Origin of the sequence: Synechocystis sp. CACIAM 05, assembly GCF_010222815.1 — a bacterium.
Classification (GTDB): Bacteria; Cyanobacteriota; Cyanobacteriia; order Cyanobacteriales; family Microcystaceae; genus Synechocystis.
This window is the reverse complement of sequence record NZ_CP019225.1, coordinates 3,387,280-3,402,776: the sequence shown is the minus strand read 5'-3', so window position 1 is coordinate 3,402,776 and position 15,497 is coordinate 3,387,280. Positions and strand designations below refer to the sequence as shown.

Here is a 15,497-nt window from a genome sequence, read left to right as displayed (position 1 = left end):
TTGTTTAAAAAGTCCCCTGGCTCACCAAGTTGGGGGACAATTAACTCAAGATTTCCCAGTATTGCGACAGCTTTTGGGAAAAAAATTAGGTTAATAATTGCCAATATGGAAAAAAGGCGATCGCCGTGGAAATTAACTGGTCTTGGCAGCGTTTTAATGATATTTCTGGGGAAGCAATGCACGAAATGCTTGCCCTACGGCAGGAAGTGTTTGTGGTAGAGCAGGGATGTTTATATCTAGACGCTGACGGGTTGGATAAACAATCATGGCACCTGTTTGGTCGCACCAATGATCAACAATTAGTGGCCTACGCACGACTGAATTTTCCCAATACCAGATACCCGGAACCATCTTTCGGTCGGGTGCTCACAAGTAAAGCAATAAGGGGAATGGGCGCTGGCAGGAAGATTGTCGCAGCCTGCATCCAGAAAAGCTCGCGGGAGTATCCAAACTTAGATGTGCGGATTTCAGCCCAGGCTCATCTTACCGAGTTTTATGCAGAATTTGGTTTTACAAAGGTTGGTGATCCCTATGATGACCACGGTATAGAACACATAAGTATGATTTTCCGTGCTCCGCCCAACAGGTGACCAATAGGACAATACCTTTGGACGGGGTGTTTATGCCTGTGTCGGAGGATCCCCTAGTGCCCATCATTTTTGCTGAGGCCCAGATGCAGGCGGATGAGCAATTTTATGGACGTTACTTTGCTCAGCTATTCGTTTACCTTTACCGAAAAAACGGCGTAAAGCCCCCGGATTTATCTGTGGGGATATAAGCTGAAGAATAGATTAATTATACTTTCTGTTGATCTTTAATGTATTGCTTGATGACTTCTAGGGATGCACCTCCAACGGTAGAAACAAAATAAGAGTTTGTCCATAAACTTGACAGTCTGGATCTCAAGATCCCAAACTCAGACCGCAATAACCTAGAGCTACGTCCCTTCATTCGTTTGACAACTTTGTGAATGCCGAACTGGGGATCACAGCTAATCAATAGATGAATGTGGTCTTTGTCGGTTTCCATCTCAACAATTTCAGTTTCTATTTCAGTGGCAACATCAAGAAGGATCTCCTTTAGTCGAGTTTCGATGTCTCCCGTCAATAACTTTTTGCGATATTTGACACACCAAACAACGTGATACTGACAGTTATAGACGACATTTCGATTTGTTTTAAATTTCATTGGCAATTATTTAGGTTCTGCGTGCATAATAATGCAAGGAGGTAAAATGATGTTTGGATGCCAGCAAGTTTTAATTGATCCATCGCCAGAACTTAGGGCGATTCTTGAGTTTGTCTGCGGGGAGTCAAACAAATTGCATAACTGCGGAACATACTATGCAAGACAGCTTTACTTCAAAGAAAATAAAATCCCTAGCAGGTTTGATTTGCACCGGGAAATGTCTTCTAACGTCCACTATCGGGCTATGTATTCTCAGGTTGCTCAGCAGTGTTTAACAACGGTTGCAGAGTCTTTTAAATCATTCATTGGGTTGTTAAAGGGGATTAAAAAAGGGACTGTAACTCAAAAGCCAAAGTTGCCAAACTACAGAAAGCCAGGGTTAAATCTTGTCACCTATCCAAAGCAATCCGTCAAGCTAAAAGATGCAGGATTGCGATTTCCATTAGGCAAGCAAGTTAACGCCTGGTTTAATGTTGATTGTTTCTATCTGCCTATGCCATCAAACCTTGACTACAAAAAGATTAGGGAGTATCACATCCTGCCCAGGAATGGTGCTTTCTATCTTGAACTGGTCTATAAAACTGAGCCAGTTAAATCTGATGTTAATCCAAACAATGTATTAGGAATTGACCCTGGATTAAACAATTGGCTCACTGGGGTTAGCAATGTCGGGACATCTTTTTCTGTTGATGGACTACACTTAAAATCCCTTAACCAGTGGTACAACAAAAGAGTATCCATTCTTAAAGAAGAGCAACTCCAAGGTTTTTGGTCAAAACAATTAGCTAGAATCACTGAAAAACGTAACCGGCAAATGCGAGATGCAGTAAACAAAGCGGCACGAATTGTCTTAAGCCATTGCCTCCAACATCGAATTGGTACGGTGGTATTTGGCTGAAATAAAGAGCAAAAGCAAAACATCAATCTTGGCACTAAGACCAACCAAAAGTTTGTTCAAATCCCCACTGCCAAATTAAAAGAGCGAATCTCTCAATTGTGTGAACAGTATGGGATTCGTTTTATTGAAACCGAAGAGTCGTACACATCCAGGGCAAGTTTTCTCGATCTTGATGAACTACCTACTTTCGGTGAAAAACCCGAAGGGTGGAAAGAATCTGGGAGGCGTGTTAAACGTGGTCTGTATCGGTCTAAAGATGGTTTTAAAATCAATGCCGACTGTAATGGTGCAGCCAACATTCTTAGAAAAGTAGCGGCAAAATTGAGTCTCAATCTCGATGGAGTCAGTAGGGGTGCTTTGATTGCGCCTTTAAAAGTCCGTCTCTGGACTATTTAAGAATCCCCTGCCTTTAGGCATGGGGAGAAATCAAAACTTTTGGTTGCGGACAAAAATAAAACCCTGGAACTGAGCAAGGGGTTATTAAGATCAGCACCGACTGACAATGAGTTTCAACGGCGACTAAGTTTAATCGAGACTATACTGGCCAATAAGTTCCCTGACTTAACCAAGGAGGTCATTATGCAAATGCTGGATCTGAAACAAATGGACATCACCAAGTCTCTGTTCTATCAGGAGATAATTCAGGAGGGACTTGAGGAAGGTCGTCAGGAGGGGGAGGCTAATTTGATCGTGCGGCTGTTAACTAGGCGGCTGGGGGAATTGTCTAATGAGCAGATTGGCCAAATTAGGGAACTGCCAATACCTCAGTTGGATGAGCTTGGGGAAGCATTGTTGGACTTCACCACTGTGGCTGATTTGGAACAGTTTTTGGCTAATTTGTATTAGGGATTGGGGAAAAAGCTAAACTTGATGATGCCGGCGGCCATAGCTCCGGTAATAGCAATGATTAAAGTCCAAATTTGTCGGTTTTGATTGTCTTCCAGTTTTCCCACTCTGTCGTCTAGGGAATTTAGTTTTTCTTCTACTCTGGCTTGGGAAACTTTGATGGTGGTCAGGTCAGACTCTATGCGCTCCAACCGGCTGTCAATCTTTGCCAGGATTGCTTTAAGGTCATTGTCGCTGATAGTGGTCATGGGGCAACCTAAGCAAAAGAAGAATTTGACGGGACATGATCCATTGATTCCTATTTTACAAAAAGGGCTTCCGAAGGAGGGACGGAATCGATGCCTTTCCCCCGGAAGGTAATCGCTGGAGGCGAAAGTTAAAAACTTAAGGTTTACTTACTAGCTCTGGGCCCGGATGAAGCGGCTGGGGCCCTAGGTTCCCGTAGAGTTTGGGCAAATCCTTCCGTGGCGTTGGGTTTGAGCACCAGACTTTTGGCTGGCTTGGGGGTAACCACAGTGGTATTGACCTTTTCGGCCATGGCCAAGCTAGGACTCAAGGTAATTGCCAGACTAAGGGAAACAATAAATAGGCGCATGGGAATACCTCCGAGCCGAAGCTAGGGATGCTCCATACGCACTCTCTCCCGGCGATCGGCTAGCAATTAGTTGGTGGTAAAGGTGGCGGTAACAGGGCCAACGGGCAATTCTTTGGGCCAGGGCAAAACAAAACGGCGTTTATTGCCGGCAAGGATATTTTCTCCACTGACTCCTTTAAGTTGTTCATCTTTGTTCAAGGTGATGGTTTTTCCTTCAGAAGTGAGATTAACAACCAGTCCAGTTAAGAGTTTGTGGGCTGTACCCCGGTTTAAAAAATTGAGAACTAGTAAGTCATTTCCTAAATCATCCTTTTGTGATTCAGCCCCGATCAAAACGACGTCTGCAGAAGCTCCATTGGGAATTACATAAATTGTGGCCTTATAGGTCAAGGTGACGGAAACAATTGCTTCTATTCCAGAATCATTTCCACTGCTTATAGTTGTTAAATTTATCGGTAGTTGTTCGAAAATAGCCCTGTAGGAAAGTTCTTTTTCCGGGGAATCATTGCCTAACCAAGTCACCCGAACCATTTGCTGTTGTCCTGGGGACACAATCATCTGGGGGGGGTAAACTAAAAAGTCTTCATCCTCTTCACCGTATGTTTCTGTTCCGTCAATAGCCATCTGTCTTTTTACAACCACGACCTGAACTGCAACAGGTTCGTCACCATTACTTTTGACTGTGAAACTTCGGGTTGCCCCTGCACCGGAAGGAGTCAACTCCAAGGAGCTTGGAACCAATTCAAAACTGGAGCCGGCGTAGGACGAGTCACAAGACCCGGCAACTAAGCCAAAGATAGCTAGACAAAATGTTAAACATACAGAAATTGGTCTTTTAGCCATAGTCCTAATCCCCATTTGTCCCCTTATTTAGAAAGAATTTCGGTGAATTACGTCTATGAAGTCTAATCATGTTAGTAACCCACCGACTTTCTGTAATGCTAGACAAATTTATGGAACAGTCAAAACGAGCTTAAGGATTTCTTGATACGTTTGAGCCACAACTTTAGTGTCTGCAGCTGCAATCGACATGGTCAGAGCTCCTGATCCATCAATCGGAGTATTGGTGATAGTATCAGATGCGATAATTCTGTCTACATTTGCAGCCACCCCAGGAGTCACGTCTAGCCCATTTCCAACTTTACTGTTTTCTAATTGAGTTAATTTGACAGTATACGGAATTTTGACATTTGTTGCACCCATAGTTTGCCCATCAAGTAGCCCCGGGGTTGCATCTCCCTCAACTGTTACTCGCCATGCACCAATGATATTATTAACCACTGTGACTGTACCTAGATCACCCGAGTATGCCTCCCCGTAAGTCATATTGAATGCCGTGGTTGCACCTGTCCAAGTCAGTGTTGCTTTAGGCAATTCGGTCCCTATTAAAGTTTCAGTACCATTCCTTATATCTTCCGCAAAAGCGGAAGAACCAAAACCGACTAGGGAAGTCAGAACCAAACCAGAAGCCAAAAGAACTCGATTGAATTTAGTGAACATAATCTGTCGCCTCCTTCCCGTGACCTCGTGGGTGGTAACTCGATGTATCGCTCGTCGGTCTTGGGAAATGAATGTTGTTTTTTTCTTTACTCCTTTATTGTAGGGAAACGGCAATTTGTGCGTATTGGCACTAACACTGGACTTTCACTAAATATGGTTTGTTTACTGCTCCGTAGAAATACGATTTTTTGTAACAAAAGCCACATAAATGAAGAAAAGTATTGTCCCTAATCACTCATTGGTTGTGACCCAGATCACAACTGTTGTGTATTTAGATCAAGATAGGGTTTTCCTGAAAAAGAAAGCTGTTTACGTCAATCCTGAATGGTTTCTTAAGGGGGTGATTGTGAAGTTGTGTTAACCGAGCCCTGGTTACTGTCCTTATTCCTCTTCGGGATGTTGACGCTTACAATATTGACCAACGTTTAAAAGTCCATACCGTGAAACTTTATCTAGACACCAGCGTGTTGAATCGGGTTTTTGACGATCAAACCCAGGCAAGGATTGCCTTAGAGACCCAAGCTCTGAGGATGATTTTGCAACTGGTGGAAACAGAAGAGGCCCAAAGAGGATGTTGGGAAAGTTGAATTTTGGCTGTTTAATCCCCCCTAGCCCCCCTTCGGAAGGGGGGAACCATGATGAAAGTCCCCCTTTTTAAGCCGGAGCTTTAGTGAGGAGATTTAGGGGGATAAATATCTAGCCTTGCCCATGGCCAGCGCAGAAAAGGGTGGATGTGATTATTTTTTAGCCTGTCTGAGACATAGGCCAAAGTCCACTGTGACTGCCATTGCAATGGGCCCAAGACCATGGTTGCTACAATCAGATTAACCCTTGGCTAGGTCAATGCCCGACTTCCAAACATTTATTGCCATTGTCACCACCCTGCTGGTCTTTTTAACAGGAGTAGCCCTTAAATATGACACCATCTACTTCCGAAACTACGCCCTCAGCATCCCCCAATGGGCCGGCCTCAGCTTCGTCGGGATTACTTTCACGTTTGTGGTCTTGGATCAACTCCTACGGGGGTTTGTCCGAGTTGAGGAAGAGCAACGAAGAAGCGAGGATCAGGCACGAGCAGAGGATGAAAGAGCTGAGGCAAGATACCGCCAAGCTGAGGCAACAGAACGAGAAACTCGCCGAGTTAGAATCGAAACTAGATATCGTACTGCAATCATCCGGTTCCGGCTTGACCCCACCTCTGCCCACCGACAACAACTAGTCAACATCCTTGCCCTGCTAGAAGAGTACGGAAACATCCTATAAACTGCCATTGCGATAGGCCCAGGGCCATGGTTGCTACAATCAAGTTAACTCTTGGCTAGGTCAATGCCCGACTTCCAAACATTTATTGCCATTGTCACCACCCTGCTGGTCTTTTTAACAGGAGTAGCCCTCAAATATGACACCATCTACTTCCGAAACTACGCCCTCAGCATCCCCCAATGGGCCGGCCTCAACGAGCTACAGAGACTATATTACAATTGAACCCAACAAACGGGGAGGTAAGCCTTGTGTGCGGGGCTTGCGTATTACTGTTTACGAAGTACTAGAATACCTGGCTTCTGAGATGACCGAGGCAGAAATCCTCGAAGATTTTCCAGATTTAACTAGAGAAGACTTAAAAGCTTGTATTGCTTATGCGGCCGACCGTGAACGTCGATTGATGATTTCTCCCCTGTCCGCATGAAATTATTGTTTGATGAAAATCTCTCTCCAAAATTATCCATTCGATTGGGTGATCTTTTTCCTGATTCTCTTCATGTACGGGATGTTGGAATGGAGGCAACAATCGATCCTATTGTTTGGGATTATGCGAAAAATAATAATCTAGTGATCGTCTCCAAAGATGTAGACATGCACGATCTTAGTTTGGTGCTTGGCAATCCCCCCAAAGTTATCTGGCTTCAATTGGGAAACTGCTCAACCTTACAAGTTGAAAATCTACTCCGTCGAGAATTTAGTAGGATAGAATCATTTTGTGCAGATAAAAACTTATCTTTGCTTGCCCTTTCATAGTCCGAAAACTACATAAAGCTCACTGCGGGACAAACCTATCATCCATGGAATTTGACCCTGATTCCCTCGTATTTAACGCCAGGTATGACCTATTCCAACTTTTGGTGAATCACTTTAATGTCATTGCCTGCCTGTATCCCCGTTTGTTTGCCGTATCCGTCGCCCGCATTTCCTCCCAGCGACCAAACAAAAAGAAAGTCAAAATTTTTACTCTACAAAGCGAAGCCCTAACCTACTTTGAACAACAAGCAGAGCCTTTGGTGGTGGTCATTTGCCAACGGTTAGAGGATGGTTCCGGTTTAGACCTGCTGAAACAGCTCAAAGCCCATGCCCGATCGCCGCAGTGCCTACTATTGCTGTTGAATGACCATGCGGCCATTGTGGAAGAAGCCCAGCAGTACGGAGCCGATGCCATCTTTCTGGAGTCTAGTTTAGGTAATGGGGAAATTAATTTGGCGGTGGAATGTCTACTCCAGGGCAGAACCTACATTGACAGTCGCCTTGAGGCGATCGCCGATTATCGCAAATCCCAGAAAGATGAATTGACCCAGCGGGAAGTGGCCATTTTAAGGTTAGTGGCGGAAGGCAAAACCAACAGCGAAATTGGCCGGGAATTACATCTCGCCAGCTCCACAGTGCGGGAATATGTGCAGACCATTATGCGTAAACTCAACGCCAGGGATAGGACTTCAGCGGCGATCGCCGGGTTGCGGGAAGGATATCTAACCTAACTCATTTCGACGAATCATATTTGAGCCCTACCAATCCAGCACAGGCTTTTCTGCCCCCTGCTCCCGTTTCCTTTTGGCATCCCTTTCAAACCAAGCAATGATAATTTCCGGGGTGAGGTCGGCGATCGCCAATTGTTCCTCCGCCGCAATGGTTTGCAAAAGTCGGAAGGAAGAAATGGTCAAGCGGGTGAGAAACTTTTCCGACTGACTGAGCAGGGCTCCATCAACGGCGTGGGACTCGGCGGGGGTGAGGAATTGTTGTCCGGCTTCCATAGGCATAGATAATTGATGGTGGGAGAAGTTTACAAACTAGGTAAAATCTGGCTAATTTTTTCAGCCACCGTTTGCACCGTTTCGGTTTCCATTTCTGGCCAGATGGGTAAACTCAATACCTCCGTGGCCAGGCGATCGCTGATGGGGTTGGGGGCATACTGACCCCGGTACACCGGCAATTGATCCTGGGGCACAGGGTAATAGATCATGGTACTAATCCCCATGCCTTGCATTGCGTTAGCGAGGGCGTCCCTTTGACCGTTCAAAATCCGCAGGGTGTATTGGTGAAACACATGGCCAGCAGTGATAGTGGGGGTAATAATACCTTCCACCCCTTGGAACAGATCATTATAGGTCTGAGCCACCCGACGACGGCCCAGACTCCATTCCCTTAAATGGGATAGTTTGACGTTCAAAATGGCCGCTTGCAACGCATCTAAGCGGGAGTTATAGCCCAGCATTTCGTTTTGATAGCGTTGTCTAGAACCATGCACCCTCAGACAGCGGGCCAAATCGGCGATCGCCGGATCGTTAGTGGTGATCAAACCACCGTCACCATAGGCTCCCAGATTTTTAGTGGGAAAAAAGGAAAATGCGCCCACATCCCCCATGGCCCCAGTGTATTGACCCACTAGGGCCTGTTTAACTCGGTCATCACAGCCCTGGTCACAACCCAAGCAATCACCGGCATAGATAGCCCCAAAGGACTGGGCACAATCTTCAATAATTTTCAAACCATGGGCATCGGCAAGGGCTTTAATTTGGGCCATGGCTGCCGGCTGACCGAATAAATGGACTGGCATAATTGCCCTAGTGCGGGGGGTGATGGCCGCCTTGATTTTGTCGGGATCAAGGTTAAAATCGGCGATCGCCACATCTACAAAAACCGGTTTAGCCCCCACATTACTAATGGATTCCGCCGTGGCAAAAAAGGAAAAGGGGGGGGTAATTACTTCGTCCCCTGGGCCAATGCCCAATGCCCTTAGGCCAATCATCAGGGCATCGGTGCCGGAATTAACCCCAATGGCATATTTCACCCCGAGATAATCGGCAGCGGCTTGCTCAAAATCTGCAACGGTTTTGCCCAAAATGAATTGTCCCGATTCCAAGACACCATTCACCGCCTGTTGAATTTCGGCTTTGATCCTTTGGTACTGGGGCTTAAGGTCAAGGATGGGGATGTTCATCGAGCTGATTAACTAGTTATGGGGTGGAAAAATAGCGGCGTTGGGCTGAAAAGATGTCCATCAAATTCTAGGGCATGGCCGTCCCTTAGTTGAACAGATTAGCCGCCCACCATCCATGCAGTGACTGGAAATGGGTTTACGTTGCTCAATGTCTTTATCTCTTTCCCATTGGCAAAATTCCTTAAGAAAGTAAAACAAGAGTATTTTTGTTCAAATCTCCGCCTGGCCGCTGAAGACTCTCTGGGCTGGCCCCGTCATATAAAGCCGATTGTCCTGGGCAGACCATTCAATTTCCAAGTTGCCACCGGGTAATTCCACCGTGCAAAGGCGATCGCCCCGGCCGGTCAATACTGCCGCCACCACTGTGGCACAGGCCCCCGTTCCACAAGCTAGAGTAATACCCGCTCCCCGTTCCCAGACCCGCATTTTCAGGCGATCGCTTCCTAAAACCTGGATAAACTCCGTATTAGTACGCTGGGGAAATTGGGGATGGTGCTCAAACAAAGGACCAATTTCCGTCAGGTTGAGGCTGTCCACATCATCCACAAAGGTCAAACAGTGGGGATTACCCATGCTCACACAGGTCACCGCCCAGGTTTGCCCCGCTACGGCCAAGGGCAGATCCACCACTTTTTCCCCCGCTGGCGCTAGGGTGGTGGGAATAAGCTCCGCCAATAATTGGGGTTCCCCCATATCCACTTTCACCTGGCCGTCGGCCAACAGTTGGGGCATAATTACCCCCGCCAACGTGTGGATGCGATAGGTCTTTTCCTCCACGCCTTCCAAATCGGCCAAAAATCTCGCTAAACAACGGATGCCATTGCCGCACATTTCCGGCTCCGAACCGTCGGAATTAAAAATCCGCATGGTATAGTCCGTTTCCCCCTGCCCCGGCAAAGCAAAAATTACCCCGTCTGCCCCGATGCCAAAATGGCGATCGCACAACTGTTGGGCTTGGTCTGGGGTTAAGCAGGGTTCCGTACTTTGGCGGTTATCCACCAAAATAAAGTCGTTGCCGAGACCGTGGTATTTACTAAAGCTAAGGGCCATGGGATCAGGTTAGAGGGAAACTAAAGTCAGGCGATCGCCGTTGGGAATAATAAAAAAACTATTGCCATCAGTATTTTACGGCAATTTTGTCAGGAAAAGAAAGAGAATTACTACTAATTAGGAAATTGGTGCCAAACTTTGTTCAATTACACTTTCAATTTGATTTTGCTGGAGCACTTTTTTAAGTTTTGTCGCCTGGTGATGGTACATTTTAACGGGTAAAGTTGCCGGTAAGTTATTCATTGTTTCCGTTGCGATTTTTAAGGAACAACCCGCAATGCGAGCGATGGCGCTAATGCCGTCGAAAACAGACATTTTAGAACTAGCTTTAATAATTTTAAGTTTCCATTGCTTGGGCTTTAAATCACCTGCTTCAATCGATTGTAAACCTGCCATTGTTGCTAGAACAATTAGCAAATGTCCAGGCATTAAGGATCGGTCTTCCGAGGGCAAAAAAATCGCTTCATCTTCGGATTTATCTTGATAAATTATTGGCACTACTCCATAACCATAGGCCACCTCTGCAATTGATAAACCCTGGAGCGTATCCTGTTCTTCAATATGATATTGGGTGACTAAAACCGTCTGTTCTTGCCAACAGGATAAACCGAGAATGTTTTCGCCAAAGGCTGCCCCTGTAAACACTTCCGCCGCTGCTACATAGGGATCAATAATAATTGCTGCTGGTAATAATCGTCCTAGATTTTTGGTTAATGTATCGCCATTGGTGCGAATTACTAATTGACAATGGGGATTAATTTTTTGAGTCAGTAACGCCGTTTCAATATTAACAATGTCGTCATCGGTGACCACAATGACACTACTGGCGGTTTCTAAGTTAGCTAATTGTAAACTATCGACTAAATTATGGCCATAAATTAAGGGAAGATCTAAAAAATCTGACTGGCTAGTAATAGGATTAAAAGTTAATCCCAACACATTAATTTTTAATTCCCGCAATTTCTTGGTAATTTCTTGACCTAACTTACCTAAGCCAATAACCACCACATGGTCAGCTTCGGGAATAGGGGGACGTTTATTATAAAATTGAAATTTAGATGACAATAAAGCCTGGGTTAATAGGGCGTATAAAACTCCGACAAAGGCAGTGCCGGTAACAGTGAGAGCCAGGCTAAATAACTGTAGCCATTCAGGCAAAGTTGATATGGGTTCAAAGGAGTCGAACAGGTCAGAGTAACCGCCTAAGAGTAAAATAGCAGTGACGTAAAAGGAAGAAACCAAGGTGGTGCCGGGGTAAAAGAAGCGGAATAATACCGTTCCCGTAATTAAAAGCAGAAATACTACCAAGCCATAGATAATCGCAACCCTCGCCACCTGCTGCTTAAGGCTTAGCCCCCAAAATTTTTTAACCCAGTCACTAATTTTGGTCTGTATCAAACTGCGATAATATAGAAAATTTAGACTAATCTTTTTTCTATTTGGATTAATGCCATAGCCCTTGTTAAGGGAATAATTATCCTCTGTTTCTACGTAAATAATCGTATCCTGGGGCTGAATTTTTGCTTCTGGATGCCAGCAGTGAAACTCAATGGATTGGGACGGAGAGTCGCCCTGGCGATCGTGACTGAGAATACGGCGGTGACGATTATTAATTTCATCCACACAACTGTAGCTGAGCCAATGGTGATAACCGGGAACTTGCAAGCGATTGATTCTGATTTTTATCCCTCCTAAATTGAGCAGACTAATGGTTTCTTTGCCCAGGGCAGAAAGGGCATAAGCATTGGCTGGTAAATGTTTGGGTTCATAGGCAATAAAATTCCCTAATTCGTTACTCAATAAAAAATTAAGATTATCCCGTACACTTCTGACAACTAAACGGGTATTAGCATTTAAAGTACGAATGGTTATGGCTGTTTCAAGATTGATTTTTTCGACTGTGGTAACAATTAAAGCAGCTCGAATTTGACTAATAGGCAACTGGAGTAAAATATTAGCTTGACTACAGTCGCCAATAATTAATCGGTCTAGGTAATGGTCTAAATTTTTAATTTCCCACTGAGGCGGTGGCTGTTTTTCAATGGCAATTACCTTAACGCCAAATTTTTTCAGCGCAACAACGCAATGTTGTCCCAGATACCCTAGCCCACAAACTAAAAAATAGTCCATAAAAGTCTTGCTGATGATCAAAAATTAGGGACAAAAACTATTAGTAAGTTTGAAATTTATTCTGTGTGTAATGGCTGGCTGAGACTAGGTTGCTCCAGGGAGGGAGAGAGTCGTGTTATGTTGGACTTTAAACAAAGTTTGCCTTCGATTGTACACCCACTGCTAAAATTCCTACCATGCTTGAGCTTCATCAGTTTGAACTGTCCCAATATTCGGAAAAAGTCCGCCTGATTCTCGACTTTAAAGGGTTGGATTATCGGACAGTGGAAGTGGTGCCGGGGGTTGGTCAGATCGATTTGCTCCGTCTTTCTGGACAAACAAAGGTCCCAGTGCTCAAGGATGGGGACATTGTCATTGCCGATTCGACGGAAATTGCCCTCTACCTAGACCGTAAATACCCCGAAAATCCCCTTTTACCCCACGATCCTGTGCAACGGGGACAATGCTTGCTGATGGAAGAATGGGCCGACGAATCCATTGGTCTGAAGGGTCGGGTTGCCATGGTGGGGGCGTTGAACCAAAATCCTGGTCTGCGAGCTTCTATTTTGCCCAAACAAACCCCAGGCATTTTCAAAAATTTAGTCAGTGCAGTACCCCCGGCTATGTTGGACCTATTGGGCAGTGGCGTTGGTTTTGGTGGTGATGCGGTCAAGGAAGCCATGCGGGGTTTACATCAGGACTTGGAGGCTTTAACTTTGATTTTGCAACATCAGCCCTACCTAATTGGCGATCGCCCAACGTTGGCAGATTTAACGGTGGCGGCATTGAGTATGGTGATCAAAATCCCCGGCGGAAATTACTTAAACATTGCCCAGGAGTTGAAGGGGAAAGGCATTCCTGGCTTGGCGGATAACAGTGCCTACAGTGCATTTTTTGAATGGCGCGATCGCCTTTATCGGGAATATCGCCGCAGTCATCAACAGGACAATAATCAGAACAACGGCAGCGGTAGCAGTAACAATAGTTCTCCCACCACCATCACCATTGAGTAGGTGGTTTTCAACAACTGATTGGTTGGAACGCTCTGGTTAAGTTGACCCACTAAAGCTCCAGCAAGGGAGGGCAACTCTAAATGGACATCTCTGAAAAATGGGAAAAACTACGGCGTTCCCCAAACTCCCTCTCTCAGTTACTTGCCAAAGGGAGGGCGGTAATTGAGCTGGAAGTATAGGCCGTCATTTTGCCAATTGCCGGTCAGGTTATCCAATTTGATCACGGGAATGCCATAGTCAAACCGGAAGCTCAAACCGGTCATCCCCAAAATATCCCGCCAAATAAGGCCCAGTCCAGGCCCCACCAACACAGAGTTGGGCGGCAGTTGGGTGGGGTTGCCGGCACTGTTCCACACTGCGCCAAAATCCACAAAGGGAGCCAGTTCAAACACAGATTTATTATCTCCATCCCTGGCCAAGGTGATGCGATTTTCCACCGAGAGACGAACGCCATTGTCAGCGGAGCGGGCATTTTGTCGATAGCCCCTCAGGGACTGCCCACCGCCGATAATGAACAGATAATCCGGTAGCAAACTATCGGGGGTGAGTTGTAAATCCGCTTGCACAATGAGCAGGTTATTATCATCCAGTCTTTGCAGCCGCTGGGCTTGTCCCAACCAACTGAAAAATTCCCCACTAGGCAGGGGACTGGGATTGGTGGTGGCATCAAATAATCCTGTGCCCAGGTTCATTTGGGAGCGGAAAAACCATAGCCCATTGGGGTCGCGCAGGGTGTAGTCCTGGCCAAACTGAAACACGCTGGTGCGGCTGAAGTTGGTTAAATCGGGACGATTTAGCCCTAGGGTGCGACCGTCTTGGTAACGGAAACCAAAACTAAGGGCAAATTCATCTGTTAAAGAAGTCCAGAGGGGTTGGCGATAACTGATTTCGTAGAGGGGGTTACTGCCGGTGATATCAAAAACGTCGAAGGGGGACTGGGTAATGCGAGTCCAGGTGGGCACAAAACGTAGATTGAGAGTGCCATCGGTGGGATTAAGGGGAACCTGATAGTTAAAATCGAGGATGTCCAAACCCCCAGTGGTGGAAACGTAATAGCTCCCCGACAGACGATCGCCAAGGCCGGTGAGATTTTTATAGTCCAAGCTAAGGCCGATCCGCTCACTTCCCAAACTGATGGGGGAATAGTTATCAAAACTGAGATTGGCACTGAAGGGGAAAGCTTCCTCCACCGTGACAGATAAATTGCTCAGCCCAACTTTTCCGGTGGGCAAAAGGCTAGCTTGCACCTTTTCCAGCATGGGATTAATTTGCAACAGCCGTAGACTTTCCTCCAACTGACCCACATTGATGGGACTATGAACTCCCCGAGCTACCCGGTCGCAAATGTAAGCTGGGCGCAAACGACCCCGACCCCGTACTTGGATCGACTCCACCTGCCCTTCCACCACCTGGATTGGTTGTTCCAAAAACTCACCATTTTTAACAGGTTCAATGGGTTTGGCGATCGCCTGGGAAGTAATGTAACCCTGATTGATGTATAGCTGGGTAATGCCCTCTACTATGCCTTGGTATAAAACTTCAAATTCCGCCGCCGTCAAATTCGTATCAATGATGAGGGGAGCAGTGCCGCTGGGGGGATCAGTTTGCCAAGGTTGTAGGGCTGGTAAAGCTAACAACTCCTTGGGGGAAAATACCGTCATGCCCAGTAGGTTCACCCGGAGGGGAGTGCCATCCACCGACCCTTGTAACAGAGGTATGGGCGTTATGTTGGTAGGAGCAGATGGTCTATAACCACAGGTGTCCACCGCTTCTTCGGCGCTGGGAGGGGAGGACTCTGGCCCTAGTTCCAATGGAGGACTAGTAGAGGGGACCTGAATATCGTCTTCCGATGGCAGTGGTTGTAGGGGAGGGGTGGGAACTTGTCCTTGGCTAAGGAAAAATTCTTTGGCGGCGATCGCCTTTATCTCTTCGGTATCTGGGTCTAGGGTTAAATCTTTCTCTTCTTGCTCAATTACTACTGGCACCTTAGAAGTAAAGGTACCCAAACCCGTGGCCAAAGCCTGATTTACCAGCCCCAATGGTAGGCAAAAGCACAACGCCAATTGCAGGGTATAACGGCAACTTAACATG

At 46.2% G+C, this 15,497-nt stretch carries 22 protein-coding genes and 1 pseudogene; 13 read left to right on the top strand and 10 right to left on the bottom strand.

Annotated elements, in window-relative coordinates; genetic code table 11:
• Positions 1-125 precede the first annotated feature (125 nt).
• Both BWK47_RS15955 and BWK47_RS15950 read left to right on the top strand, forming a co-directional pair.
• Positions 126-590 carry a GNAT family N-acetyltransferase gene (locus BWK47_RS15955; RefSeq protein WP_162329416.1) on the top strand — a complete coding sequence of 155 codons (465 nt, stop codon included), beginning with the start codon at positions 126-128 and terminating at the stop codon, positions 588-590.
• 17 nt (positions 591-607) lie between these two features.
• Entirely contained in the window at positions 608-778 is a 171-nt protein-coding gene (locus tag BWK47_RS15950) for an Rpn family recombination-promoting nuclease/putative transposase (protein ID WP_237269693.1), read from the top strand.
• A 17-nt stretch (positions 779-795) separates the two neighbouring features.
• Here BWK47_RS15950 and tnpA read toward each other — a convergent pair whose 3' ends face one another.
• Entirely contained in the window at positions 796-1,188 is a 393-nt protein-coding gene (gene tnpA / locus BWK47_RS15945) for an IS200/IS605 family transposase (protein WP_237269692.1), read from the bottom strand.
• A gap of 31 nt (positions 1,189-1,219) precedes the next feature.
• Between tnpA and BWK47_RS15940 the strand changes: the two genes are divergently transcribed.
• The 4 genes and pseudogenes from BWK47_RS15940 (at position 1,220) to BWK47_RS17200 (ending at position 2,932) form a co-directional block, all read left to right on the top strand.
• Positions 1,220-2,086, top strand: a complete 867-nt coding sequence (locus BWK47_RS15940; protein ID WP_237269691.1) for an RNA-guided endonuclease InsQ/TnpB family protein — start codon at positions 1,220-1,222, stop codon at positions 2,084-2,086.
• A 21-nt stretch (positions 2,087-2,107) separates the two neighbouring features.
• Entirely contained in the window at positions 2,108-2,482 is a 375-nt protein-coding gene (locus BWK47_RS17210) for a zinc ribbon domain-containing protein (RefSeq protein ID WP_443081629.1), read from the top strand.
• Positions 2,483-2,521: 39 nt separating this feature from the next.
• Positions 2,522-2,665 (top strand): annotated as a pseudogene (locus BWK47_RS17205) (DUF2887 domain-containing protein); the annotation flags it as partial.
• The gene (locus BWK47_RS17200; RefSeq protein WP_237270018.1) at positions 2,666-2,932 is read left to right on the top strand and encodes a DUF4351 domain-containing protein; all 267 of its coding nucleotides are present in this window, start codon (positions 2,666-2,668) and stop codon (positions 2,930-2,932) included.
• Here BWK47_RS17200 and BWK47_RS15930 read toward each other — a convergent pair.
• The 4 genes from BWK47_RS15930 to BWK47_RS15915 form a co-directional block, all read right to left on the bottom strand.
• On the bottom strand, positions 2,929-3,180 hold the full coding sequence (locus BWK47_RS15930) for a hemolysin XhlA family protein (protein WP_162329414.1): 252 nt from the start codon (positions 3,178-3,180) through the stop codon (positions 2,929-2,931). The genes BWK47_RS17200 and BWK47_RS15930 overlap by 4 nt on opposite strands.
• A 143-nt stretch (positions 3,181-3,323) precedes the next feature.
• Entirely contained in the window at positions 3,324-3,527 is a 204-nt protein-coding gene (locus BWK47_RS15925; protein WP_162329413.1) for a hypothetical protein, read from the bottom strand.
• A gap of 66 nt (positions 3,528-3,593) precedes the next feature.
• Positions 3,594-4,370, bottom strand: coding sequence for a fimbria/pilus periplasmic chaperone (locus tag BWK47_RS15920; protein ID WP_162329412.1), 777 nt, complete (start codon positions 4,368-4,370; stop codon positions 3,594-3,596).
• Positions 4,371-4,478: 108 nt separating this feature from the next.
• The gene (locus BWK47_RS15915) at positions 4,479-5,027 is read right to left on the bottom strand and encodes a hypothetical protein (protein ID WP_162327078.1); all 549 of its coding nucleotides are present in this window, start codon (positions 5,025-5,027) and stop codon (positions 4,479-4,481) included.
• Between the two features lie 440 nt (positions 5,028-5,467).
• On the opposite strand from BWK47_RS15915, the gene BWK47_RS15910 reads away from it, so the two are divergent.
• The 6 genes from BWK47_RS15910 to BWK47_RS15890 all read left to right on the top strand — a co-directional run bounded on the left by BWK47_RS15910 (position 5,468) and on the right by BWK47_RS15890 (position 7,774).
• Positions 5,468-5,614, top strand: a complete 147-nt coding sequence (locus BWK47_RS15910) for a hypothetical protein (RefSeq protein ID WP_237269689.1) — start codon at positions 5,468-5,470, stop codon at positions 5,612-5,614.
• A 256-nt stretch (positions 5,615-5,870) separates the two neighbouring features.
• Positions 5,871-6,290, top strand: a complete 420-nt coding sequence (locus BWK47_RS15905; protein ID WP_237269688.1) for a hypothetical protein — start codon at positions 5,871-5,873, stop codon at positions 6,288-6,290.
• Between the two features lie 63 nt (positions 6,291-6,353).
• Positions 6,354-6,512 (top strand): hypothetical protein, encoded by a 159-nt coding sequence (locus BWK47_RS17195; RefSeq protein ID WP_237269687.1) that lies wholly within the window; start codon positions 6,354-6,356, stop codon positions 6,510-6,512.
• On the top strand, positions 6,502-6,714 hold the full coding sequence (locus tag BWK47_RS15900) for a DUF433 domain-containing protein (protein WP_237270016.1): 213 nt from the start codon (positions 6,502-6,504) through the stop codon (positions 6,712-6,714). Before BWK47_RS17195 ends, BWK47_RS15900 begins: the two co-directional genes overlap by 11 nt.
• Positions 6,711-7,043 (top strand): DUF5615 family PIN-like protein, encoded by a 333-nt coding sequence (locus BWK47_RS15895; protein ID WP_162329410.1) that lies wholly within the window; start codon positions 6,711-6,713, stop codon positions 7,041-7,043. Before BWK47_RS15900 ends, BWK47_RS15895 begins: the two co-directional genes overlap by 4 nt.
• 44 nt (positions 7,044-7,087) lie before the next feature.
• Positions 7,088-7,774, top strand: a complete 687-nt coding sequence (locus BWK47_RS15890) for a response regulator transcription factor (protein ID WP_162329409.1) — start codon at positions 7,088-7,090, stop codon at positions 7,772-7,774.
• A gap of 27 nt (positions 7,775-7,801) precedes the next feature.
• On the opposite strand, the gene BWK47_RS15885 is transcribed toward BWK47_RS15890, so the two are convergent.
• The 4 genes from BWK47_RS15885 to BWK47_RS15870 all read right to left on the bottom strand — a co-directional run bounded on the left by BWK47_RS15885 (position 7,802) and on the right by BWK47_RS15870 (position 12,414).
• Positions 7,802-8,053, bottom strand: a complete 252-nt coding sequence (locus BWK47_RS15885; RefSeq protein ID WP_162329408.1) for a hypothetical protein — start codon at positions 8,051-8,053, stop codon at positions 7,802-7,804.
• Positions 8,054-8,076: 23 nt separating this feature from the next.
• The gene (locus BWK47_RS15880; RefSeq protein ID WP_162329407.1) at positions 8,077-9,234 is read right to left on the bottom strand and encodes a DegT/DnrJ/EryC1/StrS family aminotransferase; all 1,158 of its coding nucleotides are present in this window, start codon (positions 9,232-9,234) and stop codon (positions 8,077-8,079) included.
• A 210-nt stretch (positions 9,235-9,444) separates the two neighbouring features.
• Entirely contained in the window at positions 9,445-10,284 is an 840-nt protein-coding gene (gene dapF, locus BWK47_RS15875; protein WP_162329406.1) for a diaminopimelate epimerase, read from the bottom strand.
• A 117-nt stretch (positions 10,285-10,401) separates the two neighbouring features.
• A complete protein-coding gene (locus tag BWK47_RS15870; protein ID WP_162329405.1) occupies positions 10,402-12,414 on the bottom strand; it encodes an NAD-binding protein in 2,013 nt (670 codons plus the stop codon).
• A 176-nt stretch (positions 12,415-12,590) separates the two neighbouring features.
• Between BWK47_RS15870 and BWK47_RS15865 the strand changes: the two genes are divergently transcribed.
• A complete protein-coding gene (locus BWK47_RS15865) occupies positions 12,591-13,406 on the top strand; it encodes a glutathione S-transferase (RefSeq protein WP_162329404.1) in 816 nt (271 codons plus the stop codon).
• Positions 13,407-13,543: 137 nt separating this feature from the next.
• Here the strand turns inward: BWK47_RS15865 and BWK47_RS15860 are convergent, their stop codons facing one another.
• Entirely contained in the window at positions 13,544-15,496 is a 1,953-nt protein-coding gene (locus BWK47_RS15860) for a ShlB/FhaC/HecB family hemolysin secretion/activation protein (protein WP_237269686.1), read from the bottom strand.
• Position 15,497: the final 1 nt, after the last annotated feature.